The sequence below is a fragment of the Tepidibacillus decaturensis genome, from assembly GCF_001561915.1.
Taxonomy (GTDB): domain Bacteria; phylum Bacillota; class Bacilli; order Tepidibacillales; family Tepidibacillaceae; genus Tepidibacillus_B; species Tepidibacillus_B infernus.
In genome coordinates this window covers 1698711-1723996 of record NZ_LSKU01000001.1, presented here as the reverse complement: position 1 = coordinate 1723996, position 25286 = coordinate 1698711, and the positions used below count along the sequence as shown (strand labels likewise).

Sequence of the window (25286 nt, the reverse complement as noted above, 5' to 3'; positions counted from 1 at the left end):
GAGTAATCAAGAGTTAGATGAGTTAAGATTGAGATTAGATGAAATTAACTTGCAGATGTTGCAGTTAATCAATGAAAGAGCTGAGATCGTTCAGGAAATAGGTCATCTTAAAGAGAAACAAGGTACAAAGCGTTTCGATCCTGTTAGAGAGAGAGAAATGCTTGATAAAATTGTAGCTCATAATCATGGCCCATTTGATGACAATGTAGTTAGACATTTATTTAAAGAAATCTTCAAAGCTTCTCTTGAGTTACAAGAAGAGGATAAAAATAAACAGTTGTTAGTTAGTAGAAAACGTCATCCTGAGGACACGATCGTAAAGGTTGGGGATGTGGAAGTTGGAAGAAAGCCAGTGATGATTGCAGGTCCATGTTCAGTTGAGACCGAAGAACAAGTAGATACTGTTGCAAAAGGATTAGCTGAACAGGGAATAAAACTGATTCGTGGTGGCGCATTTAAACCAAGAACTTCCCCTTACGATTTCCAAGGATTGGGTATTGAAGGACTTAAAATATTGAGGAAAGTAGCAGATCGGTATGGGCTAAAGGTGGTTAGTGAAATTGTTAACCCTGCTGATATTGAAATGGCTACCCAATATGTGGACGTGATTCAACTTGGTGCACGAAACATGCAAAACTTCGAATTACTTAAAGCAGCTGGCCAAGTTAAAACTCCGGTTTTACTAAAAAGAGGTTTGGCAGCGACGATCGAGGAATTTTTATTTGCAGCCGAATACATTGTTTCAAGGGGAAATAATCAAGTGATTTTAGTAGAACGTGGTATTCGTACCTATGAGAAGTGGACACGAAATACCTTGGATATCCTCGCTGTTCCCATTTTAAAACAAGAAAGCCACTTACCAGTGTTAGTAGATATTAGTCATTCTGCTGGACGTAAAGATATTGCGATTCCTATAGCAAAAGCAGCTTTAGCTGCTGGGGCTGATGGTATTATGGTGGAGGTTCATCCTGATCCAGCTGTTGCGTTATCCGATGCAAATCAACAACTCAATTTAGATCAATTTAACGAATTGATGACTGCTTTAAAGGGTTCCCAATTATTATAGAATTTTGTGATTAAAAAGTAGCTCATAATGAAACGTTACCACTAAGGTTAGCGTTTCTTTTTTTAATACTAAAGAAAGCATAACTTTCTTGTTATGAATATAATGGGACCCCGTAAAAGTAATCGGAATACACTTCGAAGGAGGTCGTCACTTTTGTGGGCTATTTTGTATGGTTATGGTATTAAATTGGGGAAAATATATGAAAAGATTGTAGGAATTGCTTTTTTGACGTAGAATAATTAACATTAAATGATGAAAATTAATGAAAATAAATTAGTCGAACGGAGAGATTGAAATGCCAGTAACTATTTATGATGTAGCCAGAGAATCTGGAGTATCAATGGCTACGGTTTCAAGGGTCGTTAATGGGAACCCTAATGTAAAACCAAGCACAAGAAAAAAAGTATTAGAAACCATTGAAAGGTTAGGTTATCGTCCAAATGCAGTAGCAAGGGGATTAGCGAGCAAGAAAACAACAACGGTCGGCATCGTAATCCCAGATATTTCTAATGCTTTTTTTGCCGAAGTTGTTCGAGGAATAGAAGATATTGCAAGTATGTATCACTATAATATTATTTTATCCAGTTCAGATAAAAAGGTGGAGAAGGAGTTAAGTCTAATCAATACCTTATTGGAGAAACAAGTGGATGGCTTGTTGTTTATGGGAGCAGAAGTGACAAATGATCATTTAGAGATTTTTAAAACCTCAACCGTTCCAATTGTACTAGCAGCTACCAAAGACCCTAGCAAAATGTTTCCATCTGTAGATATTGACCATTTCCAAGCAGCAAAGGACGCTGTCAACGCCTTTATTCAGGGTGGACATCGTAAAATTGCCATCATTACTGGGCCACTGACTGATCCTTTAACTGGATTAGATCGATTTAACGGATATAAGGCGGCTTTAGAAGAAGCGAATATACCATTTGATGAACAATATGTTCGCGTAGGGGATTATCATTATGAATCTGGTCTGGAAGCAATGAACGACTTTCTTTCCTTAGCAGAAAAACCAACAGCTCTCTTTGCCGCTAGTGATGAAATGGCTGTGGCTGCGATTCATGCTATTCAAGATAATGGACTTCAAGTACCGCAGGATATTGAAGTAAGAGGATTTGATAATATACCGATTTCATCAATGGTAAGGCCATTACTTTCTACAGTTGCTCAACCTCAATATGATATTGGAGCAGTTGCAATGAGATTTTTAACGAAACATATGAATGAGGAACCAATCACAGATCAGTTTGTCATTTTACAACATCAATTGATCAATAGACAGTCAACGAAGTAGCGAACTTGTTCAATACAAAAAACAACCTATAATGGATAAACCATCATAGGTTGTTTTTTTTAAAAGATTAAGAAAGTATAACTTTCTTCCATTTGTCATTTAAGGGTTTGTATTTTCCATAAGCTGCGACATAGCGTGACTAGCAGCTTTAGCTGTGTAGCACGACTTGTACACTTTGTGTGCCTTTAGAAGTGCCCTTCTCTCCGTAATCTTTATTCATAGAAGGGCACGGATGACGGAGAGCGATGGAATATACAAACCTTTTTTTATATTATTGATTTTTCACTGGGATTTTGACTACTTTAGATGGTTCAGATTCACCATTTTCATTCGTTGCTGTTACACGGTAATAAGCATCACCTAGTGGAACAGATGGATGAACGAAAGTGGTGCCTTCTGTTGTTCCAATCAATTGGTATTTGCCACCTTCTACATCACTAAAGTAAACATTGTAATTAAGTACCTGATCTTCTGCAGGATTTGCAGCCCAGGTTAAGGTGACTTGTAATCCAGATGCACTTCGCTCACCAGAGACCCCTTTTGGCCGTTTTGGTATAGTCGCAGCAGGTGGTTCATTTGATGTTCCATCTTGGTTTCCTTGATCTTGAGGTTCATCTAGTCCAATGGGTAGGCTCGTATTGCCCACGATTGCTGAAGGGTTAGATTCATTATTTGCAACATCAACTGTTGTAATGTAATAAGCAAAAGGCCCATTATTTGCTCCTTGATCTGTAAAGGAATACCTTCCTGCTTTTAGATCTGTTTGCTTCACGACACCAACTTTTGTAAAGCCTAAATCTGAAGCAGAAGCACGATAGATTCTGTATCCCACCACACTATTACTTAGATTCTTTTCCCAAGAGATCGTATTTTTATTTCCTTGGGTTGTGATGCTAGGCGATGAAGGTGGAGCAGGTTGCCCTGCAGATTCCCTTGGGTCAGACTCAGTTGGTAATTCTTTATCAACATCTAATGGCTTTGGTTTTCCAGGTGGGATAACATAAGGCTCTCGTTTAAAGAAGATTCCTGTATCCACCATGTCATCAGGCGTTTCATCTTTAGCCAAATAACGTTTACCGTTAAATTCAACCACTCTCGCTTTTTCTAAAGAATCATCAATCTCTGTTGGAATGAATTTTTTATTAAACCAGTCAGTGACTAAATAGCCAGCTTCTTTTGTCAAGTCAGATGGTAACTTTCCAGAAGTACTAGATACCTGCATTTGAATTAATCCACCTGGACGTTCAAATTTTGCATTTGCAGGAGATAATTCTGGGTCAGCTTTAAAAATTTCTGTTATAATCTTACCCCAAGATGTTTTAGCAATATTACCAGATCTAATGGTTGTTGGATAATCGTAACCTGTCCATACACTTAAAGTAATTTCAGGTGTGTAACCCACAAACCATAAGTCTTTTGTGTCATTCGTTGTTCCTGTTTTACCAGCAACATCTCGACTGCCAATATATCTCAAAATCGTTTTTGCTGTTCCATCCTTAATAACGGTTCTTAACATATCCGTAATTAAATAGGAAGTTTGTTCGCTAAAGACGACTTCAGGTTTTGCTTTGTGTTCATAGACCACATTGCCATCACGATCCACAATCCGTTCAATCATGTAAGAGTCAAGATGGGTACCGCCATTGGCAAAGGTTGAGTAAGCACTAGCCATCACTTCTGGTGATGATTCAATCGTACCAATCGCTGGAGTCAAACCAGCTTCAAGGAATCTTTTTTTATTTAATTGAAAACCAAGTTTACTTAAAAATTCGTAGCCATTTTCTGGGCCAACCATTTTATATACCTTTATGGCAGGAATATTAAATGATTGATTTAATGCATGTCTAGCCGTTATACGGCCATTATATTTGCTGTTCCAATTGTCTGGCTCCCATTTTCCACCTAATGGGATATCATCAATTGGAGTTGCTGGCTGAACCTTACCTAATTCAAGAGCTGGACCATAATCCAACAATGGTTTAATCGATGAACCGGGTTGTCTTTTTGTCGTTCCTCTAAAATTAGAATGGTTGACAGCAGAAACATTATAATCGCGTCCACCAATAAAACCTAAGATAGCTCCTGTCTTATTATGAATGAGTGTAGCACCGATTTGGATATCTTCATTTTCAAGGTGTTTCGTTTTTCCATCTCCTAAAGAGAAGTTATAGGAGATTGGATTTGGAAAATTCTTAGGGTCTTTTGCCACATTATTCATCGCTTCATAGATTTTATGATCTATGGTCGTGTAAACTTTGTAACCACCACTTAAAATCTCTTGTTTGGCATTTTCTAATGCTTCGCTATACTCTTTAGCATCTGGCGTAATCCCTTGCGCTTCAACAAACTTTTCAGCTGCTTGGTTTTCCACCTCTAAGATTAAGTAGGGATATTTACTATACGCTTTTTTAGTGGAGGTATCAAAAGCAGCCTTAATGTCAAATCTAAGGGCTTCTTCATATTCCTGCTGAGAAATAAATTTTTCCTCCAGCATACTCTTAAGTACTAATTCCTGACGTTTCTTTGCCAAATTGTAGCCTTCCTCATCAAACCCCTTGCTATTAAATGCAGAATATGCAGTAGGGCGTTGGGGGATTCCAGCTAAATAAGCAGCTTCGGCTAGATTAAGTTCACTCGCATTTTTGTTAAAATATCCTTTTGCAGCTGCTTGAATTCCATAGACATTATTTAAATTAGCAGCTTTACCAAACGGGATTTTATTTAAGTAGGCGGTGAAGATATCATCTTTTGGCATCACTCGTTCCATTCTTAAGGCCAGAAAGATTTCCTTTGCCTTTCTTTGATAGCTTTTTTCTAAAGAAAAGAACGTATTTTTGGCTAATTGTTGAGTAATTGTACTTCCACCCGTTTGAACATCACTTTGAAAAATCTGTTGAAGAACGGCACGTGTGAAAGCCTTAAAATTAACACCATGATGATCATAAAAAGCACGGTCTTCTACCGCAAGAAAAGCATTTTTTACGTTTGGTGAAATCTCCTCAAATTTTACAAACCGACGATCTTCATCATTTCTAAAAGCACCGATCAGTTCAAAGGTACCATTCTTGTCTTGATTAGAGAAGTATGCAAAACCAGTTTCCGTGTTTTTAAATACCTGTTTGCGTATTTCCTCAGCACTCCGAACTGGTTCATCTTTTACAAGTGCGGCAACAAAACCTGTGGCAGTCCCTGCACCCAAAAAGAATCCTAAAAAGATTACTATTAATATAAACTTTAATAAATTCCTTGGTCGAAGCCCATTTGTTCTCTTTGATTTATTGGGCGAATGAGATGATGTCATAAAATAATTCCCCCTTAATAAAGGTATTATAGCATAAATAAGAATGATAAGTACATTTTCAATCATCTGCATTGACATTGCTAGTATAATATGATAAAAGAAGAGTTGAATTGAAAATACAATTAAAATGAATAAGAAATCGCGATGATTGTAGTTAGTAGGTGGTAATGACTGCTTTTTAGAGAGCCGGTGGTTGGTGAAAATCGGTACATTATTATCAAACCGAATTACCCTACAAGAGCTGAATAGACGAAGCTGAAAAATCGTCTTTTCCGGGAATCCCGTTATGCAATGAAGTGAAGAAGACAGACCCCACAAAAGTAATTAGAATAGCTTTTAAGGAGGGCATCACATTTGTGGGCATTAATTTTCCTGTTTTTTTAAGTAGGGTGGTAACGCGTCTAAACCACGTCCCTAGCTAGATGGGATGTGGTTTTTTTATCAAAAAGTATAACTTTCTTTTCACAATTATAATGGGGCCTCATAATAGTAATCGTAATAGGCCTCGAAGGATATCGACACTTGTGTGGTTTATCATAAAAATGGAGGTTGACACGATGACAAATGAATTTGAATTAACAAAGGAACAGGAACAAGAATTACAAAGACAATGGGAGATTCTTAGCCGTGGGGCTGTTGAAATCATCCCTGAAGATGAGTTCAAGCAGAAATTAGCAAAGGCGATTATCAAAAAGAACCCTTTAAAAGTAAAATTAGGATTAGATCCTTCTGCACCAGACATTCATATTGGTCATACGGTGCCATTACAGAAGTTAAGACAATTTCAAGATTTAGGCCATATTGTTCAATTAGTTATTGGCGATTTTACCGGACAAATTGGCGATCCTACTGGTAAATCAGAAACAAGGAAACAATTGACACCTGAACAAGTAAAAGCAAATGCTAAGACCTATATCGAGCAACTATTTAAAGTGTTAAATCCAGCTAAAACAGAGGTTCATTATAATAGTACTTGGTTAGCTCCATTAACATTTGCTGAGGTTGTACAATTAGCTGCAAAAACAACAGTAGCAAGAATGTTAGAACGTGACGATTTTGAAAAAAGATTTAATAACAACCAAGCGATCAGTGTCCATGAATTTTTCTACCCTCTGATGCAAGGTTATGATTCCGTTGCTCTAAAAACAGATGTTGAATTAGGGGGAACTGACCAGAAATTTAACCTTTTAATGGGCAGACAATTACAAAAAGAATACGGACAAGCTCAACAAGCAGTGTTAATGTTACCATTAATTGAAGGACTTGATGGTGTTCAAAAAATGAGTAAGAGTTTAGGAAACTATATTGGTATCAATGAAGAGCCAAATCAAATCTATGGGAAAGCCATGTCCATTCCTGATGAGTTAATGGTCAAATATTATAAGTTAGTAACCGATCTCCCACATGAAGAAATTCAAGCCATGGTGGAAGGATTAGAGGAAGGAACGATTCATCCAAGAGATGCAAAAATGAAGATGGCCTATACGCTTGTCCGAATGTATCATGGAGAAGAAGCAGCCAAGGAAGCTGAACACCATTTTAAAACGGTTTTCCAAAAAAGAGACATTCCTGAGGATATCCCTGTTACTGAAATAGACCAAAGCAAATTGGGGGATGGAAAAATTTGGGTTGTTAAATTGCTGGTAGATTTGGGATTAGTTCCATCGAATGGCGAAGGGCGTCGCATGATCCAGCAAGGCGCCGTTAAGATCAATGGAGAAAAAGTTGAAGATGTTGATTATGAAGTGATTGTTGAAGACGGAATGATTATTCAAGTAGGAAAACGTAAATTTGCAAAAATCAAGCTCAATTAGATGAAGAAGCCCATCACTAATGGGTTTCAACCATGAAGTTTAGTTATTTAAAAATAAAAAGCATCCAAAGGATTTCTCCAATGGATGCTTTTCGTTCATCCTATCTTGAGTAGTACTCAACGATAAGTTTTTCGTTAATTTCTTGTGGCAATTCAGAACGCTCTGGTAAGCGAATTAATTTACCTTCCATTGCTTTATCGTCAAATGTGACGTAATCTGGAAGATAGTTACGATCTTCTAAAGCTTCTTTAATAACAGTTAAATTACGACTTCTTTCACGAACGCCAATCACATCACCAATTTGCACATGGTAGGAAGGAATATCAACCTTTTTACCATTTACAGTGATATGTCCATGGTTGACTAATTGACGAGCACCTTGACGAGTATGAGATAATCCCATACGATAAACAAGATTGTCTAAGCGAGTTTCAAGAAGAACCATGAAGTTTTCACCAACAACGCCAGACATTTTGTTTGCTTTTTCGAAAAGGTTAGCAAATTGCTTTTCGTTTAAGCCATACATAAAACGAAGCTTTTGCTTTTCATTTAACTGTAAACCATATTCGCTTAATTTTTTACGTTGGCCTGGTCCATGTTGACCTGGAGGATAAGGACGCTTCATCTCCTTACCTGTACCACTTAATGAAATTCCTACACGACGACTTAATTTGTGTTTTGGTCCTGTATAACGTGCCATATTAAACAATAACCCCTCTCAAAATAAATATTTTAGGATGGTCTAATATGACGTGCTCTATTTGTTTTACATAAATTGCGGGATAGCAACAATTTATGACTTATAAGAATAAATCAGCCGCGTCTTATAAGCACAAAAAGAGCGAGGGTGTTCACGTCCTTTTTACCATTTAAATGATAAAGCTACCCATAATCACAACTTATATAATATAACTTTTCTAAGGACAATGTCAATATCTCTTCGGCGCTGGAAGAAAATATGATAAGATGGTGGATTGAAAAGGATAAGTGAGGTGAGAACATGTCCGGAAAAGAAAGACAACGTTTAGATAAAATATTAGCCCATATGGGATTTGGGACTCGCAAACAAATCAAAAAAATGATCAAAGAAAAGAGAGTTACTGTAAATGGGGCTTATGCAAAAGACTCAGGAATGCAAGTCACTCCAACCCTTGATCAAATCATTGTTGATGATGAAGTTGTTAAATATCGAGAATTCATTTATTTGATGATGAATAAGCCACAAGGGGTTCTTTCAGCAACTGAGGATCATTTTACAGAAACCGTAATCGATCTTCTAGAACCGATGCACGCGGTATTTGATCCTTTCCCCGTAGGAAGATTAGACAAAGATACTGAAGGACTTCTTCTACTAACCAATGATGGTCAATTGGCTCATCAGCTTTTGTCTCCAAAAAAGCATGTTCCCAAAACCTATTTTGCCATGATTCAAGGAGTGGTGACAGAGGAAGACCAAAAAGCCTTCCACAAAGGGGTCTATCTTGATGATGGCTATCTAACCTTGCCGGCAGAACTTAAGATTCTTCAGTCAGGACATCAGTCTGAAATTGAATTAACCATATATGAAGGAAAATTCCATCAGGTTAAGCGAATGTTTGAAGCCATTGGCAAAAAGGTTATCTTTTTAAAAAGGCTCTCAATGGGCTCACTCCTTTTGGATGAAACATTAGAACCTGGAGAATATCGTGAATTGACAGAAGAAGAGATAGGGATAATTCACCTTCTTACTTAGTATTCAAAAAGGAAGCCTTTAATGGACTTCCTTTAGTTTTATTCCTTTTCCAATTCCAATACCTTTAGATAAAGTGCATTTTCAAAACGTTTTTTTGTTAATGCACAGCCAACTGCATAGGGCTTACTTAAATCATTATTAAAACCATAAGCATTAACATGACAGCCACCGCCACACAAATGACGGGCCCAACAGGTTTTGCATTCAGGTTTTGTATAAATATTTGTATTTCTAAACTGATTCATTAGTTTTTTATTCGTAAAACCTTCTTCAAGATTACCGATTTTCGTTTCCTTTTTACCTACAAATTGGTGGCAAGGATAGATATCTCCTTCCGGTGTGATCGCCATATACTGATAACCGGCACCACATCCTGTTACACGTTTAGAAAAACAAGGACCTTCTTCCATATCTACTTCAAAGTGATGAAAATGAAATTCCTTATCAGTACTTTTCCTTTCAAGATACGCATCAGTTAAAATATCATATTGCTTAAACAGTTCAGGTAAATGTTCCTTTGTTATAGCGTATTTTCGATTCTCCGGCAAAATAACTGGTTCGACAGAAATCCTTTTAAAACCAAGATCAGACAGATGTAAAACATCATTGGAGAAATCTAAATTCTCACTGGTAAATGTTCCGCGAAAATAAGTATAGATGCCTTTGCCGTAACGGTTATCAGCAGAACCATAACGCTTCGAATTTACACGCAAAAAATTATTGACAATGGTTTGGTAGGACCCCGCACCATCTGCCATTGGCCTCATCCGGTCATTAACCTCTTTGCGTCCGTCAATGCTTAAGATCAGATTTATGTTTTCCTGTGCGACGAATTCTTCAACTTCTTCATTTAAATCGACACCATTAGTTGTCAAAGAAAATTCAAATGTCTTCCCTATCTGCTTTTCCTTTTCCCTCGCATAGGCCACAATTTTTTTAATAACAGGGAAATTCATTAAAGGCTCCCCGCCAAAAAAATCTATTTCAAAATGAGTCGTATACTTAGCCTGAGCAACCAAAAAATCAATTGCTTTTTTACCCGTCTCTGCTGACATAAGAGTTCTTTTTTGTCCGTACGGGCCAGTTCCGGCGAAACAATATTTACACCTTAAATTACAGTCATGTGATACATGCAGACACATTGATTTCATTTCAAATTCTTCCGGGTTATACTCTTCGTTTGGAGTAACGCCTTCAGAATATAAAATACCTTCCCGAATAAGCTCTTCTATTTCCTCATATGCTTCATAAATTTTATTTTCATCATATTCATTCTCTAATTTTGCTTTTATTTCAATTAATGAAAAAGAAGGATATAACTCAATTATTTTTTTGCTAATTCATCTATCGTGAATAAAGAATTACTGTTTACATCAAGGACAATATTATAATTTTTATAAGTGAATACATGTACTTGTCCCTTTATCATTTTTGCTCTCCTCTCAAAAAAAACGGCTCCCGAAGGGAGCAATCTTCTATCTACTTCATTTCAATCTTAGCATAACAAATTGTATTACCTACAGTGATAGAGGTTTTACATGCTGATTGGCAAGAAGCAGAACATTTACTACAAGTTCCAGATAACATAGTATCTTGTAGACGATTGCGAGATAAAACTTTGATGTGTTTCATGTTTCTTCCCCCCTCATAAAGCAATTTGACTATTATATTTTACCATAAATTACATTTTCGTAAAGTAAAATATCAACATTTTCAATTTGAAATTAGATTGTTAGAATTTTCGGTTTTCTAATATAAATTGAATATTGTCCCAATTTTTTTATAATGTTAGACTGTATGTATAGAGGTGACTAAAGTTGGAGGAGAAAATCAATAGAATTGAACAACTTATCATACAACTCATCAACATGGTTGCAGAAAATAATAAAATTGTGTTTTTTTGCATCTTTCCTTGACAGACAAGTTTAGAGTAAAGTAAGATTATTGTTAAATTAAACGATTTTGTTTATCAAAAATGAAATCCTAAGTATGAGTTTAGTTGAGTAGAGAGAAGAGTTTAGTTAAGAAGAGAAAAGTTGAGTGGAGGAATTGCTTAGGGTAAGTATGCTTACTACTAGGAGTATTCCTAGTTTTTTCTATTTTTTACTTCTTATTCCTATTCCTCACTCCTCTTCTTGCAAGAAGGAAATCATCCTTCTAAACAGGTACAAGAGAGGAGCGTATCACAATGTTACCCCTAGAACATTTTTTAGAATTAGCTACTCATTATTCTGTCATCCCATTAAAAAATTCATTGGGTTCTTTTGAATGGTTTCAACTTGATTTATTTAAGCTTAGCCAAGATTACCCTTATTCTTTGTTATTAGAAAGTGGTGAACATGGCAAGGAAAGGGGTCGATTCACCTATTTTGCTGACCAACCTTTTTTAGTGATTCAAGTAGAGGACAATCAAGTGAAGATCGAGGCCGATCCTGATGAGTTTCAACAGTTAAAAACAAATGGCCTATATGAAAAGATTATTGATAATCCAGTAAGTGGGATTGAAAATATTAGCAAGAGATACCGTTCACCTAGAATTTTAGGATACCCACCTTTTACAGGCGGGGGAATCGGATATTTTTCCTATGAATTTATCAAAAGGCTTGAAAGAATAGAAAATGCTAATCAGAAGCCTTCCCTATTTTCAGAAATCCATCTAGCTTTTGTTAAAGAGTTACTCGTTTATGACCATGCGGAAAAAGAATTACAACTGTTTTATAACGTAATGATTGAAACGGAAGATACAGAAGAACAAAAGAAAGACAAATATTTGCGAGCTATTGAATATCTGAAACAGCGAGCTCAATTTTGGCAAGAACGTATAGAGCAGTGTTTACAGAAACCCATCCCACTTCATGATTTACCTGAAATAAGGAAAAACTTTGAACAACCTTTTTTGCCCGATCAATTTATGGCAGCAGTAGAAACGATTAAGAAAAATATTCTTAAAGGGGAGATTTTCCAAGCGGTTCTTTCGCAAAAATTGATCACGAAGACAAAAGTACATCCAGCAATCGTTTATCAAGTATTGCGGCAAATCAACCCTTCTCCCTATATGTTTTATTTGCAAATGAATCATGAAACGATTGTTGGTGCCTCACCTGAAACACTGGTCAAAGTGTTCAACGAGGAAATTTCTACATTCCCCATTGCCGGCACAAGGCCAAGAGGAAAGACAGAGCAGGAAGATCTCGCTTTAGAGCAGGAGCTTTTGGCCGATGAGAAGGAACGAGCAGAACATGTAATGTTGATAGATTTAGCAAGAAACGATATCGGCAAAGTAAGTAAACCAGGCTCTGTCATTGTGGCAGAAAAGATGAAAATTGAACGTTATTCTCATGTCATGCATATTGTTTCAAAAGTGATAGGCCAACAAAAGGAAGAGAAATCTGCATTTGATGTATTAAAAGCGGTTTTCCCAGCAGGAACGGTTTCGGGGGCACCAAAAGTAAGAGCGATGGAACTAATTGCTGAACTAGAACCAATCGAGCGAGGTCCTTATGCTGGTGCGGTAGCAGCGCTTGCCTTTAATGGAAATTTGGATACTTGTATTACGATTCGTTCGATCTTTTTTAAAGAAGAAACCGCCTATGTGCAAGCAGGTGCAGGGATTGTCGCCGACTCTGTACCGCTTAACGAATATATGGAATCCATGAATAAGGCAAAGGCGATGTTAAAAGCGATTGAGATTTCAGAGAGTTTAAGTTGAGAGGAGATTAGTAGAGATGAGAAAGATATTAGAAAAATTGTTAGCTGGTAACCATTTGACAAGAGAAGAGAGTAAACAGTTTATGGAGGAAATCATTTTAGGGAACGTACCTCCCCACCAAGTGACCGCTTTTATGGTTGGACTAAAGGTATTAGGAGAAACAACAGAAGAGATTATCGGGATGGTTGAAGCGATGAGGGAGCAGGTTAAGACCCCATTTCAGATCAATGGTCCCTTACTTGACACCTGTGGAACAGGAGGAGATGGCAGCGGTACGATCAACGTATCGACTGCAGCCGCATTGATTGCAGCTTCTGGTGGAATTAAAGTTGCCAAACATGGAAATCGTGCCGTTTCAGGGAAAAGTGGCAGTGCCGACGTTCTTGAAGCAATGGATATTCCTATTCAACAATCCCCTGAAGATCTAGAACAACTATTAAATGAAGAAAATATTGCGTTTTTATATGCCCCAATCTTTCATCAAGGAATGAAGCATGCAGCCGTTTCTAGAAAAGAGCTAGGAATTCGAACCGTGTTTAATGTCCTTGGGCCATTAAGCAACCCTTTAAAAGCAGATCATCAAGTGATGGGCGTCTATCATCCTAACTTGACAGAACCAATTGCAAAAGTGTTACAAGGCCTTGGGGTAAAAAGAGCAATTGTCGTATCTGGCCTTGACGGAATGGATGAAATCACGATGACGAACGAAACCAAGGTGACAGAATTGAGAGATGGGGAAATCCAAACTTACTTTGTAACTCCTGAACAATTTGGTTTTACTAGATCTTCATTATCTGATCTACGAGGAGATACCCCCCAAGAAAATGCAAAAGATTTATTAGATATTTTCCAAGGGAAAAAAGGTCCAAAGCGCGATTTTATTTTGATCAATGCTGGAGCTAGTTTTTATGTCACCGGAAAAGCAAAAAGTATTGCGGAAGGAATTGAACTGGCAAAAGAACTAGTAGATACAGGTAAAGTCTATCAAAAGATCCTTAAGCTACAAAGGTTCTCAAAGAAGGTGGATCATGTTTCATGAATATCTTAGATCGCATCGTATCCAAAAAGAAAGAAATCATCGCTGAAAGTAAACAACGAATCAGTCAATCTGAACTAAGGTCTTTGCCTTATTATCATGCATCCACCTGTTCTTTAAGAAAAAGTCTAATTGAAACACCAAGACCTGTTGGGATCATCGCCGAGATGAAAAAAGCTTCTCCTTCAAAAGGGGTTTTGATGGAAGATTACCAACCAACGGTTCTCTTTAAGAAGTATAAAGAGGCGAAAGTTGAGGGAATCTCCATTTTAACGGATCAGGAATTTTTTCAAGGGAGTATCAATCACCTCTTACAAATACGAGAATTAACGGAAACGATTCCTTTATTAAGGAAGGATTTTATCATTGACCCCTACCAAGTAGATGAGGCCAAAGGATATGGGGCAAGCGTAATTTTACTAATCGCGGCGATTTTAGAACCAAGTCAATACCAAGAACTTTATCTTCAAGCAAAAGAACTCGGATTAGAAGTGTTAACAGAAGTTCACGATCAAGACGATATTCAAAAAGTGCTTAAAGATTTTACTCCTGAAATGATCGGCATCAATAATCGTGATTTAACGACCTTTAATACTTCAATCCAACATACTCATCAGTTGTTGGGTCAACTTCCAAAGGAAACGTTGTTGATCAGCGAAAGCGGAATTCATTCTCATGAACAAGTAGAAACTCTAAGCAATTTAGGAATTAAAGGGGTATTAGTTGGCGAAAGGATCGTAAAAGCGGCTAACCAAGTTGAAGCGATATACGAGTTGGTGGGAAAAAGATGAAAGTGAAAATCTGTGGTATTTTTCAAGAAGAAACCCTGGTTGAATTAAAGGAAAGGCAGATTTGGCCAGATTATATCGGTTTTGTTTTTACGAAAAGTAGGCGACAAGTCAGTGCTGAACAAGTTAAACAATGGAAAATGCATATTCCAAATTTTGTTAAAACGGTTGGCGTATTTGTAAATCCAAGTATAGAACAAATCGTTGAAGCTCCAGTAGATATCATTCAATTACATGGAGACGAAACAGCTAACTATTGCCAACTTATCAAAGATATGACTGGAAAGCAGATTTGGAAAGTCCTTTCCGTAGAAGGAGAAGAGCTTCATCTTCCCTACCAACCTTATCTTGATGTGGTAGATGGTTTTATCTTTGATACAGCAGGAGCGAATCGTGGCGGTACTGGAACCAAATTCGATTGGGGAGTTCACAAAGAAACTTGGGAGAAAATCAAGTTGCCTATTCTGGTTGCTGGTGGAGTAACAGCAAATGATCTAAAGCAACTTAAACCATATTCGATTGATGGTGTTGATCTATCCAGTGGAGTAGAGGTAGAAGGATTAAAATCCTTGGAAAAGATTGTAGAGGTTTTAGAGGAGGCTAGAAAATGATCAATCCAAAGGAATGGACTGTTGAACTGGATAATGGAAGGTTTGGAGAATTTGGTGGGACTTATATCCCAGAAACCTTGATGCATGCGGTAAAAGAATTAGAAGCCACATATCAAGAAATTCGGGAGGACGAAGCGTTCAAAGAAGAATATTTAACATGGGTGAAGATGTATGCAGGACGGCCAACTTTACTTTATTATGCAGATAAACTGAGTGAATCTTTAGGTGGAGCCAAAATCTATCTTAAGCGTGAGGATCTGAACCACACGGGTGCACATAAAATTAATAATGCGATTGGTCAAGGATTACTAGCAAAACGGATGGGAAAAACAAAAATCATCGCTGAAACTGGTGCAGGCCAACATGGAGTCGCATCGGCAACGATCGCTGCTAGGCTTGGCTTAGAATGCAAAGTTTTTATGGGAGCAGAAGATATTGAACGACAAAAGTTAAATGTGTTTCGAATGCAGTTGTTAGGGGCAGAAGTCGTTCCCGTTCATAGTGGCCGAGGAACATTGAAAGATGCAACCAATGAAGCGATTCGGTATTGGGCTGCCCATGTAGAGGACACTCATTATTTAATTGGTTCTGTTGTCGGTCCTCATCCTTATCCAACGATGGTAAGAGATTTTCAAAAGGTGATTGGAATTGAAGCACGTCAACAAATGCTTGACCAAGAGGGTCGTTTGCCTGATGTGGTGATCGCTAGCGTTGGCGGGGGAAGTAACGCGATTGGTATCTTCCATCCCTTTATCCAAGATCAGCAAGTACAGCTTGTAGGTGTAGAGGCGGCAGGAAAAGGCCTCGATTCAGAGCATGCAGCAACCTTAACCAAAGGCAAACCAGGGATTATTCATGGAGCCTATACCTACTTACTTCAAGATAATCACGGGATGATTCAACCAGCCTATTCTATCTCAGCAGGATTAGACTATCCAGGGGTTGGGCCAGAACATGCTTATCTACATTCCAGTGGAAGAGCTACCTATACCACGATTACTGATGAAGAAGCCATGAATGCGTTAAAGCGATTAAGTCAAGAGGAAGGAATTATTCCTGCGATTGAGTCAGCACATGCCTTGGCTCAAGCAATCAAACTAGCTCCTACCCTGAAAAAAGAGAATATTATTCTTGTCAATCTCTCTGGAAGAGGAGATAAAGACATGAACACGATCCATCAGTTCTTTACAGGGGAGGGAGTCGAATGAAGTTTATTCCTTTTATTACTGCAGGTTTTCCAACAGAGTCATTATTCAAGAAAATTCTATTTTTGTTGCAGGAAGAAGGAGCTGAGATGATTGAGATCGGTGTTCCTTATTCTGATCCCTTAGCAGATGGGCCAGTCATTCAACAATCTTCTCTTAGAGCGATTGACCAAGGCATGAATTTAGAAAGAACTTTAGAGCTAGTTAGCGAGGTAAGAAAAGAAGGGCTTCAAGTTCCTTTAGTTTTGTTTACCTATTATAACCCCCTATTGCAAATGGGCTTAGACCGATTGGCCAGAAGATTATCTGAAAGTGGCTTTAATGGGATTCTTGTCCCAGATTTACCCTTAGAAGAAAACGGTGCTTTGAAAGAAGCTTTACAACCATACAAGATTCCAATCATCTCGTTGATTGCCCCTACTTCTAAAGGAAGAATCAGACAAATTGCCGAGCAAGCAGAAGGATTTATTTACATTGTCTCTTCCTTAGGTGTGACAGGTGAACGTTCAACCTTTCATCAAGAAATCGCGACATTAATTAATGAAGTAAAAAATGTGGCTAAGGTTCCTATCGTGCTTGGCTTTGGCATTAAGGAAAAGTCTCAACTTGAGCCTTTAGCTGAAAATCTAGATGGCTTTGTGATAGGAAGTGCATTGATTCGAGCAATTACAGAGATCGAACAACGATTACTAACAAGAGAAAATATTTTGCAGGACGAAGCAATCTCAAAGCAATTTGAAAAGCAATTGATCGAAGAACTCCGTCTTTACTTGAGGGAGGTTCTTCAATGATCGTAGTGATTGATAATTATGATTCCTTTACCTATAATCTAGTGCAATTGGTTGAAGATCTAGGAGAAACATGCTACGTCATCCGTAATGACCAAGCCACAGTAGAAGAGATACGTAAATTAAATCCTGACTTTATTCTTATCTCACCAGGGCCTGGGATTCCTGAGGATGCCGGGATTAGCTTAGAAGTGATTAAACAATTAGGGACAGAAGTTCCTACATTAGGGGTATGTTTAGGACACCAAGCAATTGCGAAAGCCTTTGGAGGAGAAATAAAGTTAGCTGAACGATTGATGCATGGGAAAACATCAACCATTTCCCATAATCATCAAAAAATTTTTACTCAAGTTCCAGAACTATTTGAAGCAGGGAGATATCATTCCTGGGTAGTTGATCGAGAGTCTTTGCCTGAAGAAATCGAAGTTACAGCAGTAACAGAAGAAGGAGAGATCATGGCCATTCGCCATAAGGAGTATCCAATTGAAGGAGTACAATTTCATCCCGAATCCATCTTAACCCCTTACGGAAGGCAAATTTTGCAAAATTTTATCCAGTATTATAAAGGAGAACATAAAGCCAGCAATAAAAAGGGAAAAAGGTACGCTTAAAAAGTACGGGTTCTATTTTAAGTGTAGGTAGGTTGTTTATCGCCTACCTTTTTTTATTAAAAATAAAATAGAAAATTTAAAAAAATATTCAAAATCTTCTGAAAATTATATACAATAGAGATACACATTAAAAATATATTGAGGAGGGAAAAGATGAACAAGGATGAATTTAATAAAGTTTGGTTATCTTCCTATCCAAAAGAAGTTCCGGCAAGTATCGCATATCCAGAGATTCCTGTTACGGATTTGCTAGTTCAATCTGCAAAGGACTTTCCTAATCACGACGCCATTTCTTTCATGGGCAAAACGATGAAATACAATGAATTAATGAATGATGTATACAAATTTGCTCATGGGTTAAAGCAATTAGGAATTAAGAAGGGGGATCGTATATCCCTTTTACTCCCTAATTCCCCACAATCCGTCATTTCCTATTATGGAGCGTTATTACTAGGTGCCATCGTGGTTCAAAATAATCCCATGTATACCGAGCGAGAATTAGAACATCAACTGGTGGATTCAGGTTCTGAAACGATTGTGACTCTGGACTTATTATACCCAAAAGTGATGAACATTCGATCCAAAACGTTCCTCAAGACCATTATTGTTACGAGCATTAAAGATTATTTACCTTTCCCCAAGAACCTACTCTATAATTTGAAGTTAAAAAAAGAAGGACAGTATGTGCCGATTCCCAAACAAGATGGTGTTTGTTTCTTTTCTAAATTACTCAAAAGTCAGCCGGTATTTCCAATCCGTGTCTCGATTGACCCCAAAGAAGATATTGCTCTTTTACAATATACAGGGGGAACAACAGGGGTAGCAAAAGGAGTCATGCTTACACATTATAATCTGGTTGCGAATGTGGTCCAGGAAACTCATTGGTTGTATCAGGCAAAGAAAGGACAGGAAAGAATTTTAGGTGTGTTACCTTTTTTTCATGTGTTTGGAATGACTTCTGTTATGAATTTAAGTATTCACTTGGCTTCTACCATGATCCTACTTCCACGTTTCAAAGCAGAGGAAATTTTGGAGACGATTCAAAGAGAAAAGCCCACCTTTTTCCCGGGTGCTCCTACCATGTATATCGCTCTTCTCAACCATCCAAATGTCAAACAATATGATCTCTCATCCATCAATGCTTGCATTAGTGGCTCTGCTCCATTACCTTTAGAAGTGCAGGAAAAATTCGAGAAATTAACAGGAGCAAGATTGGTTGAAGGGTATGGTTTAACCGAAACCTCGCCTGTAACCCATGCCAATCCAATTTGGCAGAAGCGAAAAACAGGAAGTATTGGTTTGCCATGGCCAGACATTGACGCCAAAATTGTCGATCCAGTTACAGCTGAAGATGTAGAACACGGAGGGATTGGAGAATTGGCTATCAAAGGCCCAGTTGTAATGAAAGGATATTGGAATCGTCCAGAAGAGACGACAAAAGTATTTTTAAATGGTTGGTTACTAACTGGAGATATGGCAACAATGGATGACGAGGGGTACTTTTACATTGTAGATCGGAAGAAAGATATGATCATTGCAGGTGGGTACAACATTTATCCTCGAGAGGTTGAGGAAGTTCTATACGAACATGAGGCCGTTCAAGAAGCAGTTGTTATAGGGATTCCTGACCCGTATCGCGGTGAAACAGTTAAAGCATTTATCGTTCTAAAACAGGGAGTAACAATCACAGAAAAAGAGTTGGATGTGTTTTGTCGGGAACGCTTAGCTGCATATAAAATTCCGAGAGCGTATGAATTCAGAACGGAACTTCCAAAAACCATGGTAGGAAAAATATTACGACGAGCACTCGTTGACGAGGAAAAGAAAAAAATAGATCAGGATAAGGTGAGTTAGTTGATCGTAACTAAAATAACAGTATATGAACGATAACGTAAAAAAATGTCTATTTGTCCCTAAAATTTTCTGAATATTTAAAATATATTGATTTTTCGTTCATTTAACGTTATTCTATAACTATACATGAATGAATCATCATTCAGTATAAAGGGGAACAGGATTATGGTGAAAAAAGCTGGAGATAAATATCATGCGATTATTGATGCGGCGGTCAAAGTAATAGCTGAACATGGCTATCACAATGCACAAGTGACAAAGATTGCACGTGAAGCTCAAGTAGCAGACGGGACGATCTATTTATACTTTGAAAGTAAGGATGACCTTCTTATCTCTTTATTTCGCTTAAAAATGACTCGATTCGTTGAGAAGGTTAAACATCAAATCGAGTTAGTCGATACCGTGGAGCAAAAGCTCTATCAGTTAATTTATATGCATTTTAAACAATTGGCAATGGATCAAGACCTTGCGATAGTCACACAAATTGAGTTAAGGCAATCCAACCGAGATATTCGGAAATTAATTGGAGCTACACTCAAAATTTATCACCAACTGATAGAAGACTTGATCCGCCAAGGAATTGATGAAGGAAAATTTCATCAGCAGTTAGATATTCGAGTGATGCGGCAAATGATCTTTGGGACGATTGATGAAACAGTGACATCTTGGGTGATGAAAGAAATGAAATATGATTTGCTTTCATTGGTACAGCCAGTATTTTTCTTATTAATGAATGCACTGAAATGCAAATAAAAAGGAGTGGAAAACGAAATGGAATTTGAACGTTTGAATTATGAATTAGAGGATCGAGTTGCTGTGATTACGATTAATCATCCGCCAGTCAACACGTTAGGTATGAAGACGTTGCAGGAGCTAGAGACAGCTCTAGAAGCGATGTGTGTGGATTCACGAGTGAAAGCGGTGGTGTTAACAGGACAGGGAAAAGCATTTATAGCAGGTGCAGATATTAAAGAGATTGCCGCAATTTCTTCTCAAGAAGAAGGGGAACGATTAGCACGTACGGGACAACAATTGTTTGATCAAATCGAAAAGATGAAAAAACCAGTGATTGCCGCCGTCAACGGGGTATGTCTTGGAGGTGGAATGGAGTTAGCAATGGCTTGTCACATTCGGATCGCTGGAGATCAAGCGAAATTCGGTCAACCGGAGATCAATTTGGGAATTATCCCAGGTTTTGGAGGGACACAGCGACTCACTCGTTTAACCAACCGTTCTATTGCGATCGAATGGATTTTAACAGGGAACCTTTATTCAGCAGAAGAAGCTTATCGTGTCGGGGTTGTTAATCATGTTGTTCCACATGAAAGCGTTTTAGTCGAGGCGAAAAAACTGGCTCATCATATTGCAACAAAGGGTGGAATCGCGATTGCAAAATCGATAGAGGCAATTGATCAAGGTTTGGCAGGAACGTTAGAAGAAGGATTGAAGAACGAGGCAAAGTTATTTGGTGAGGTTTGTACCACTGATGATAAACAAGAGGGAACTCAAGCCTTCCTAGAAAAACGTGTTCCTTTTTTTGAAGATAAATAGTAGAGGAGGAAAAATGGATGGATATTCTAGTCCTATTAAAACAAACCTTTGATACAGAAGAAAAAATCGTCTTAAAAGATGGGCAAATTAGTGAAGAAGGTGTAGAGTTCATCATTAACCCCTATGATGAGTATGCGGTCGAAGAGGCCTTAAAAATCAAGGAAAACCATGGTGGGACGATTACTCTCCTTTCCTTGGGACCAGATCGTTTTGAGAGCTCGATACGTACAGCACTCGCAATGGGAGCAGATCAGGCCATTTTACTAGATGATGAGAACTTATTTGGGGATGAATATACGGTTTCACAAGTTCTTGCAAAAGTGATTCAAGAACAATCCTATGACCTGATTTTGGCGGGTCATGTAGCAGTAGATGATGGTTCTGGACAGGTGCCACAACGGATCGCGGAGATTTTAGGTATTCCTTTTATCGGAACCGCCGTCAAAATTGAATTGGATGATCAACATGTAACCGTTCATCGGGATGTTGAGGGGGATACGGAAGTTGTAGAAGCTTCACTACCTGTTTTAATTACGACTCAGCAAGGATTGAATGAACCCAGATATCCTTCTTTACCAGGTATTATGAAGGCCAAGAAAAAACCATTAAGTCGCCCAGATGTCGAGATAGAGAAAGAAGCGATTCAAGCAAAGACAGAAACGCTCGAAACTTATCTACCATCGAAGAAAAGTGCAGGAAGGATTCTTTTTGGTGAAATCAATGGGCAGGCAAAAGAATTAATTCAGTTATTGCATAACGAGGCAAAAGTGATATAGAGAGGAGCAGACAAAATGAGCCGAAAGGTATTGGTTTTTGCGGAAGAAAAAAACGGAAAGCTGCGTAATGTCTCTTTTGAAGTATTAGCAGCAGCAAAAAAAATAGTCGACGGTGGGGAAATTGCCAGTGTCTTATTCGGCACTGACGCTGATGAATATGTTCAAGCACTAGCCGAACATGGTGCAGATAAAGTTTTTGTCGTTCAAGATTCATTATTAACGCAATATGTAACTGATGTGTACAAAGAAGCTTTTCTTGAGGTAGTGAACCAGTTTCAACCTGATGTGATCTTAATGGGTCATACATCCATCGTTCGAGATATGGCACCAAAGATTGCAGCCGCGTTACAAGTTGGGTTGATAACAGATACTATTGCAATAGAAATGATAGATGAAAAGATTGTCTTTACTAGACCGATTTATGCAGGAAAAGCATTTGTGAAAAAAGTAAGCAATGATTCACTTGTTTTTGCGACCATTCGTCCAAATAATATCGCAATGGAAGATGCAGATTCTTCCCGAAGTGGACTGAAGATTCCACTTTCCTTTACTCCTTCTAATAATGCGTTACGAGTAAAGGTGCGAGATGTTCTTCGTAAAGCAAGCAAGGGTATAGATCTGAGTGAAGCGAAAATTGTCGTTTCTGGTGGGAGGGGAATGAAAAGCAAAGAGGGTTTTGAGAAGCTTTATGAATTGGCTGATCATCTTGGAGCCGCTGTTGGTGCCTCTCGTGGTGCTTGTGATGCCGAGTACGCTGATTACTCCTTACAAGTTGGTCAAACAGGCAAGGTTGTTACACCCGATTTATATATTGCTTTAGGTATTTCTGGTGCGATTCAACATGTGGCAGGAATGTCCAATTCAAAGGTTATTGTTGCTGTGAATAAAGACCCAGAAGCCCCCATCTTCCAAATTGCTGATTACGGAATCGTCGGTGATTTATTCGATGTCTTGCCCATCTTAGTCGACGAACTCAAAGTACTTAAAAATGAATGAACATCGACTCAATATATCCTGAAACATCGCTATTATGAAACAAGAAAAGAGGAGGGAGATGAATGTGGCAACTGTTTAACCTATTTGCGTTTATCGTTGTAGTTATCTATGGTTTCTGGCTATTTTACCGAGTGTTATATGCTCGTTACACCTATATAAAATTAGGGAAAGATCCCAACTTAGAGAAGAATACCAAGGCAAGATGGAAATCAATCGTTACATTTGTATTAGGTCAAAAGAAGTTGCTGAAGGATAAAAAGAGTGGGGTGATGCACGTCTTTTTATTTTATGGTGCGATTCTTGTTCAATTCGGAGCAATCGATTTAATTGGGAAAGGTTTTATGATGGTCAATGGATGGTACCTCCCAGTGCCTTTCTATCATTTCTTTACATTATCTCAAGAACTATTAGTCGGATCCGTTTTCTTTGCGGTACTTTTCATGGCTTATCGACGATATGTAGAAAAACTGCCACGATTACAACGGAGTTTTCGAGCAGGGCTTGTCTATTGGTTCCTTGCTCCATTAATGACATCTGTCATTGTTGCCGGTGGAGCTGAAATGGTGATTCTACATGAGGATGCAACCATTTACAAACCATTCTCTTCTTTTATCTATTTTGTCATTCACAACATTCCAACTAACGAAGCATATATCCTCTTTTATGCGGCTTGGTGGGCACACATCTTACTTCTATTATCTTATCTCGTCTATCTCCCTCAATCTAAGCAGGCTCATGAGATTTTTGCAATCGTCAACGTCTATTATAAGAGATTACATTCACCTGGAAAGTTATCTACTATTTCCTTTGAAGATGAAGAACAAGAAGAATTTGGTGTAGGGAAAATTGAAGATTTTACGCAAAAGCAATTATTGGATCTTTATTCCTGTGTAGAATGTGGTCGTTGTACCAATATGTGCCCTGCTTCTGCCACAGGGAAAGCCTTATCGCCAATGAGACTGATCATAAAACTACGAGATCATCTTACAGAAAAAGGGGAGGTTGTTGCTCCACATACAACGCCATGGGCTCCGGGACATATTTTTAAAGATCCCGCATCCGTTGGGCTCCCGTCGGTACTTGCCCGTCAAGAGGCTGTGGTAACAACGGATGGTGCAACGGCATTAAAACCGCTTGATGAACTGCAATTAATTGGAGATGTCATCACAGAAGAAGAGATATGGGCATGTACCACTTGTCGGAACTGTGAGGATCAATGTCCGGTAACGAACGAGCATGTGGACAAAATCGTCGACTTACGGCGTTATCTAGTTTTAACTCAAGGAGAGATGAGTCCAGAAGCGGCACGGACTTTAAATAATATTGAGCGGCAAGGAAATCCTTGGGGAATAAATCGAAAGGAACGAGCCAATTGGCGGCAGGAACGAGAGGATATTATGGTACCAACGGTAAAAGAAACGAAGGAATTTGAGTATCTATTCTTTGTGGGTTCGATGGGTTCGTTTGATAATCGCAGTAAAAAAATTGCCCAATCCTTAGTAAAAATCTTCCAAAAGGCAGGAATCACCTTTGCCATCTTAGGGAATGACGAAAAGAATTCAGGAGACTCTGCACGTCGTATAGGGAATGAGTATCTGTTCCAACAATTAGCGAAAGAAAATATCGCTAATTTCCAAAAGTATAACGTAAAAAGGATTGTAACGATCGATCCTCATGCCTATAACACATTTAAAAATGAGTATCCAGAGTTTGGTTTAGATGCAGAGGTCTATCATCATACAGAAGTCCTTGCAAAGCTAATTCAAGAGGCAAGAATTAAACCACAAAAAGAAGTAAAAGAACGAATTACCTATCATGACTCTTGTTATCTTGGACGGTACAACGAGAACTACGATACACCACGTTTGATCCTCAAATCTATCCCCGGTGTGGAATTAGTAGAAATGGAACGAAGTAAACAGGATGCGATGTGCTGTGGTGCAGGTGGTGGTTTGATCTGGTTAGAGGAAAAAGAGGGAACAAGGATTAATGTCCTTCGAACGGAGCAGGCCTTACAGTTAAACCCAACTACCATTGCAACCGCTTGTCCGTACTGTTTAACCATGATTTCTGACGGTACCAAAGCTAAAGGAGTCGAAGAAGATGTGAAAACGCTTGATGTGGTGGAGCTATTAGAAAGATCTTTGGTTTAGT

The 25286-nt window shown here is 38.3% G+C and carries 21 protein-coding genes and 1 other annotated feature; of the genes, 17 read left to right on the top strand and 4 right to left on the bottom strand.

The window, feature by feature from the left end; translation table 11 throughout:
• Window positions 1–1066, top strand: a 1066-nt coding sequence (locus U473_RS08185; protein WP_082732446.1) for a bifunctional 3-deoxy-7-phosphoheptulonate synthase/chorismate mutase, incomplete at its 5' end; no start/stop codon positions are given.
• Window positions 1067–1361: 295 nt separating this feature from the next.
• The gene (gene ccpA / locus U473_RS08180; RefSeq protein WP_068725201.1) at window positions 1362–2360 is read left to right on the top strand and encodes a catabolite control protein A; all 999 of its coding nucleotides are present in this window, start codon (window positions 1362–1364) and stop codon (window positions 2358–2360) included.
• Window positions 2361–2631: 271 nt separating this feature from the next.
• Here the strand turns inward: ccpA and U473_RS08175 are convergent, their stop codons facing one another.
• A complete protein-coding gene (locus U473_RS08175; protein WP_068725198.1) occupies window positions 2632–5661 on the bottom strand; it encodes a PBP1A family penicillin-binding protein in 3030 nt (1009 codons plus the stop codon).
• Between the two features lie 135 nt (window positions 5662–5796).
• Window positions 5797–6080, top strand: a binding site (T-box leader).
• 138 nt (window positions 6081–6218) lie between these two features.
• On the opposite strand from U473_RS08175, the gene tyrS reads away from it, so the two are divergent.
• Window positions 6219–7475: a tyrosine--tRNA ligase gene (tyrS, locus tag U473_RS08170; RefSeq protein WP_082732444.1), complete on the top strand. Its 1257-nt coding sequence runs from the start codon at window positions 6219–6221 to the stop codon at window positions 7473–7475.
• A gap of 100 nt (window positions 7476–7575) precedes the next feature.
• On the opposite strand, the gene rpsD is transcribed toward tyrS, so the two are convergent.
• Window positions 7576–8175, bottom strand: a complete 600-nt coding sequence (gene rpsD, locus U473_RS08165) for a 30S ribosomal protein S4 (RefSeq protein ID WP_068725195.1) — start codon at window positions 8173–8175, stop codon at window positions 7576–7578.
• Window positions 8176–8475: 300 nt separating this feature from the next.
• Between rpsD and U473_RS08160 the strand changes: the two genes are divergently transcribed.
• Window positions 8476–9207, top strand: coding sequence for a pseudouridine synthase (locus tag U473_RS08160; RefSeq protein WP_068725193.1), 732 nt, complete (start codon window positions 8476–8478; stop codon window positions 9205–9207).
• A 38-nt stretch (window positions 9208–9245) separates the two neighbouring features.
• Here U473_RS08160 and scfB read toward each other — a convergent pair whose 3' ends face one another.
• Window positions 9246–10499, bottom strand: coding sequence for a thioether cross-link-forming SCIFF peptide maturase (gene scfB / locus U473_RS08155; RefSeq protein WP_268807456.1), 1254 nt, complete (start codon window positions 10497–10499; stop codon window positions 9246–9248).
• 187 nt (window positions 10500–10686) lie between these two features.
• Window positions 10687–10839 (bottom strand): six-cysteine ranthipeptide SCIFF, encoded by a 153-nt coding sequence (gene scfA / locus U473_RS08150; protein WP_068725191.1) that lies wholly within the window; start codon window positions 10837–10839, stop codon window positions 10687–10689.
• A gap of 556 nt (window positions 10840–11395) precedes the next feature.
• On the opposite strand from scfA, the gene U473_RS08145 reads away from it, so the two are divergent.
• The 13 genes from U473_RS08145 to U473_RS08085 all read left to right on the top strand — a co-directional run bounded on the left by U473_RS08145 (window position 11396) and on the right by U473_RS08085 (window position 25285).
• Complete coding sequence (locus U473_RS08145; RefSeq protein WP_068725188.1) at window positions 11396–12916, top strand: anthranilate synthase component I family protein; 1521 nt, start codon at window positions 11396–11398, stop codon at window positions 12914–12916.
• A gap of 16 nt (window positions 12917–12932) precedes the next feature.
• Window positions 12933–13955, top strand: a complete 1023-nt coding sequence (gene trpD, locus U473_RS08140) for an anthranilate phosphoribosyltransferase (RefSeq protein ID WP_068725186.1) — start codon at window positions 12933–12935, stop codon at window positions 13953–13955.
• Complete coding sequence (gene trpC, locus U473_RS08135) at window positions 13952–14743, top strand: indole-3-glycerol phosphate synthase TrpC (protein WP_068725184.1); 792 nt, start codon at window positions 13952–13954, stop codon at window positions 14741–14743. Before trpD ends, trpC begins: the two co-directional genes overlap by 4 nt.
• Complete coding sequence (locus tag U473_RS08130; RefSeq protein WP_082732443.1) at window positions 14740–15351, top strand: phosphoribosylanthranilate isomerase; 612 nt, start codon at window positions 14740–14742, stop codon at window positions 15349–15351. The genes trpC and U473_RS08130 overlap by 4 nt, the downstream gene beginning before the upstream one ends.
• Window positions 15348–16559: a tryptophan synthase subunit beta gene (gene trpB / locus U473_RS08125; RefSeq protein WP_068725182.1), complete on the top strand. Its 1212-nt coding sequence runs from the start codon at window positions 15348–15350 to the stop codon at window positions 16557–16559. Before U473_RS08130 ends, trpB begins: the two co-directional genes overlap by 4 nt.
• Window positions 16556–17347: a tryptophan synthase subunit alpha gene (gene trpA, locus U473_RS08120; protein WP_068725180.1), complete on the top strand. Its 792-nt coding sequence runs from the start codon at window positions 16556–16558 to the stop codon at window positions 17345–17347. Before trpB ends, trpA begins: the two co-directional genes overlap by 4 nt.
• Window positions 17344–17955, top strand: coding sequence for an anthranilate synthase component II (locus U473_RS08115; RefSeq protein ID WP_068725178.1), 612 nt, complete (start codon window positions 17344–17346; stop codon window positions 17953–17955). The genes trpA and U473_RS08115 overlap by 4 nt, the downstream gene beginning before the upstream one ends.
• Before the next feature lie 153 nt (window positions 17956–18108).
• Entirely contained in the window at window positions 18109–19809 is a 1701-nt protein-coding gene (locus U473_RS08110; RefSeq protein WP_068725176.1) for a long-chain-fatty-acid--CoA ligase, read from the top strand.
• Between the two features lie 165 nt (window positions 19810–19974).
• Entirely contained in the window at window positions 19975–20562 is a 588-nt protein-coding gene (locus U473_RS08105) for a TetR/AcrR family transcriptional regulator (RefSeq protein ID WP_068725173.1), read from the top strand.
• A gap of 18 nt (window positions 20563–20580) precedes the next feature.
• Entirely contained in the window at window positions 20581–21360 is a 780-nt protein-coding gene (locus U473_RS08100) for an enoyl-CoA hydratase-related protein (RefSeq protein WP_068725171.1), read from the top strand.
• A gap of 17 nt (window positions 21361–21377) precedes the next feature.
• Window positions 21378–22136: an electron transfer flavoprotein subunit beta/FixA family protein gene (locus U473_RS08095; protein ID WP_068725169.1), complete on the top strand. Its 759-nt coding sequence runs from the start codon at window positions 21378–21380 to the stop codon at window positions 22134–22136.
• A 15-nt stretch (window positions 22137–22151) separates the two neighbouring features.
• The gene (locus U473_RS08090; RefSeq protein ID WP_068725167.1) at window positions 22152–23132 is read left to right on the top strand and encodes an electron transfer flavoprotein subunit alpha/FixB family protein; all 981 of its coding nucleotides are present in this window, start codon (window positions 22152–22154) and stop codon (window positions 23130–23132) included.
• A 62-nt stretch (window positions 23133–23194) separates the two neighbouring features.
• On the top strand, window positions 23195–25285 hold the full coding sequence (locus tag U473_RS08085; protein WP_068725164.1) for a (Fe-S)-binding protein: 2091 nt from the start codon (window positions 23195–23197) through the stop codon (window positions 25283–25285).
• The last annotated feature ends 1 nt before the right edge of the window (window position 25286 follow it).

Bases quoted from the DNA above. Each gene is read 5' to 3' on its own strand.
- U473_RS08100 (WP_068725171.1), top strand. From the start codon at position 20,581: ATGGAATTTGAACGTTTGAATTATGAATTAGAGGATCGAGTTGCTGTG.
- ccpA (WP_068725201.1), top strand. From the start codon at position 1,362: ATGCCAGTAACTATTTATGATGTAGCCAGAGAATCTGGAGTATCAATG.
- trpB (WP_068725182.1), top strand. From the start codon at position 15,348: ATGATCAATCCAAAGGAATGGACTGTTGAACTGGATAATGGAAGGTTT.
- U473_RS08110 (WP_068725176.1), top strand. From the start codon at position 18,109: ATGAACAAGGATGAATTTAATAAAGTTTGGTTATCTTCCTATCCAAAA.
- trpA (WP_068725180.1), top strand. From the start codon at position 16,556: ATGAAGTTTATTCCTTTTATTACTGCAGGTTTTCCAACAGAGTCATTA.
- U473_RS08085 (WP_068725164.1), top strand. From the start codon at position 23,195: ATGTGGCAACTGTTTAACCTATTTGCGTTTATCGTTGTAGTTATCTAT.
- U473_RS08175 (WP_068725198.1), bottom strand. From the start codon at position 5,661: ATGACATCATCTCATTCGCCCAATAAATCAAAGAGAACAAATGGGCTT.
- U473_RS08145 (WP_068725188.1), top strand. From the start codon at position 11,396: ATGTTACCCCTAGAACATTTTTTAGAATTAGCTACTCATTATTCTGTC.
- U473_RS08090 (WP_068725167.1), top strand. From the start codon at position 22,152: ATGAGCCGAAAGGTATTGGTTTTTGCGGAAGAAAAAAACGGAAAGCTG.
- trpD (WP_068725186.1), top strand. From the start codon at position 12,933: ATGAGAAAGATATTAGAAAAATTGTTAGCTGGTAACCATTTGACAAGA.
- U473_RS08105 (WP_068725173.1), top strand. From the start codon at position 19,975: ATGGTGAAAAAAGCTGGAGATAAATATCATGCGATTATTGATGCGGCG.
- trpC (WP_068725184.1), top strand. From the start codon at position 13,952: ATGAATATCTTAGATCGCATCGTATCCAAAAAGAAAGAAATCATCGCT.
- tyrS (WP_082732444.1), top strand. From the start codon at position 6,219: ATGACAAATGAATTTGAATTAACAAAGGAACAGGAACAAGAATTACAA.
- U473_RS08130 (WP_082732443.1), top strand. From the start codon at position 14,740: ATGAAAGTGAAAATCTGTGGTATTTTTCAAGAAGAAACCCTGGTTGAA.
- scfA (WP_068725191.1), bottom strand. From the start codon at position 10,839: ATGAAACACATCAAAGTTTTATCTCGCAATCGTCTACAAGATACTATG.
- U473_RS08095 (WP_068725169.1), top strand. From the start codon at position 21,378: ATGGATATTCTAGTCCTATTAAAACAAACCTTTGATACAGAAGAAAAA.
- U473_RS08115 (WP_068725178.1), top strand. From the start codon at position 17,344: ATGATCGTAGTGATTGATAATTATGATTCCTTTACCTATAATCTAGTG.
- rpsD (WP_068725195.1), bottom strand. From the start codon at position 8,175: ATGGCACGTTATACAGGACCAAAACACAAATTAAGTCGTCGTGTAGGA.
- U473_RS08160 (WP_068725193.1), top strand. From the start codon at position 8,476: ATGTCCGGAAAAGAAAGACAACGTTTAGATAAAATATTAGCCCATATG.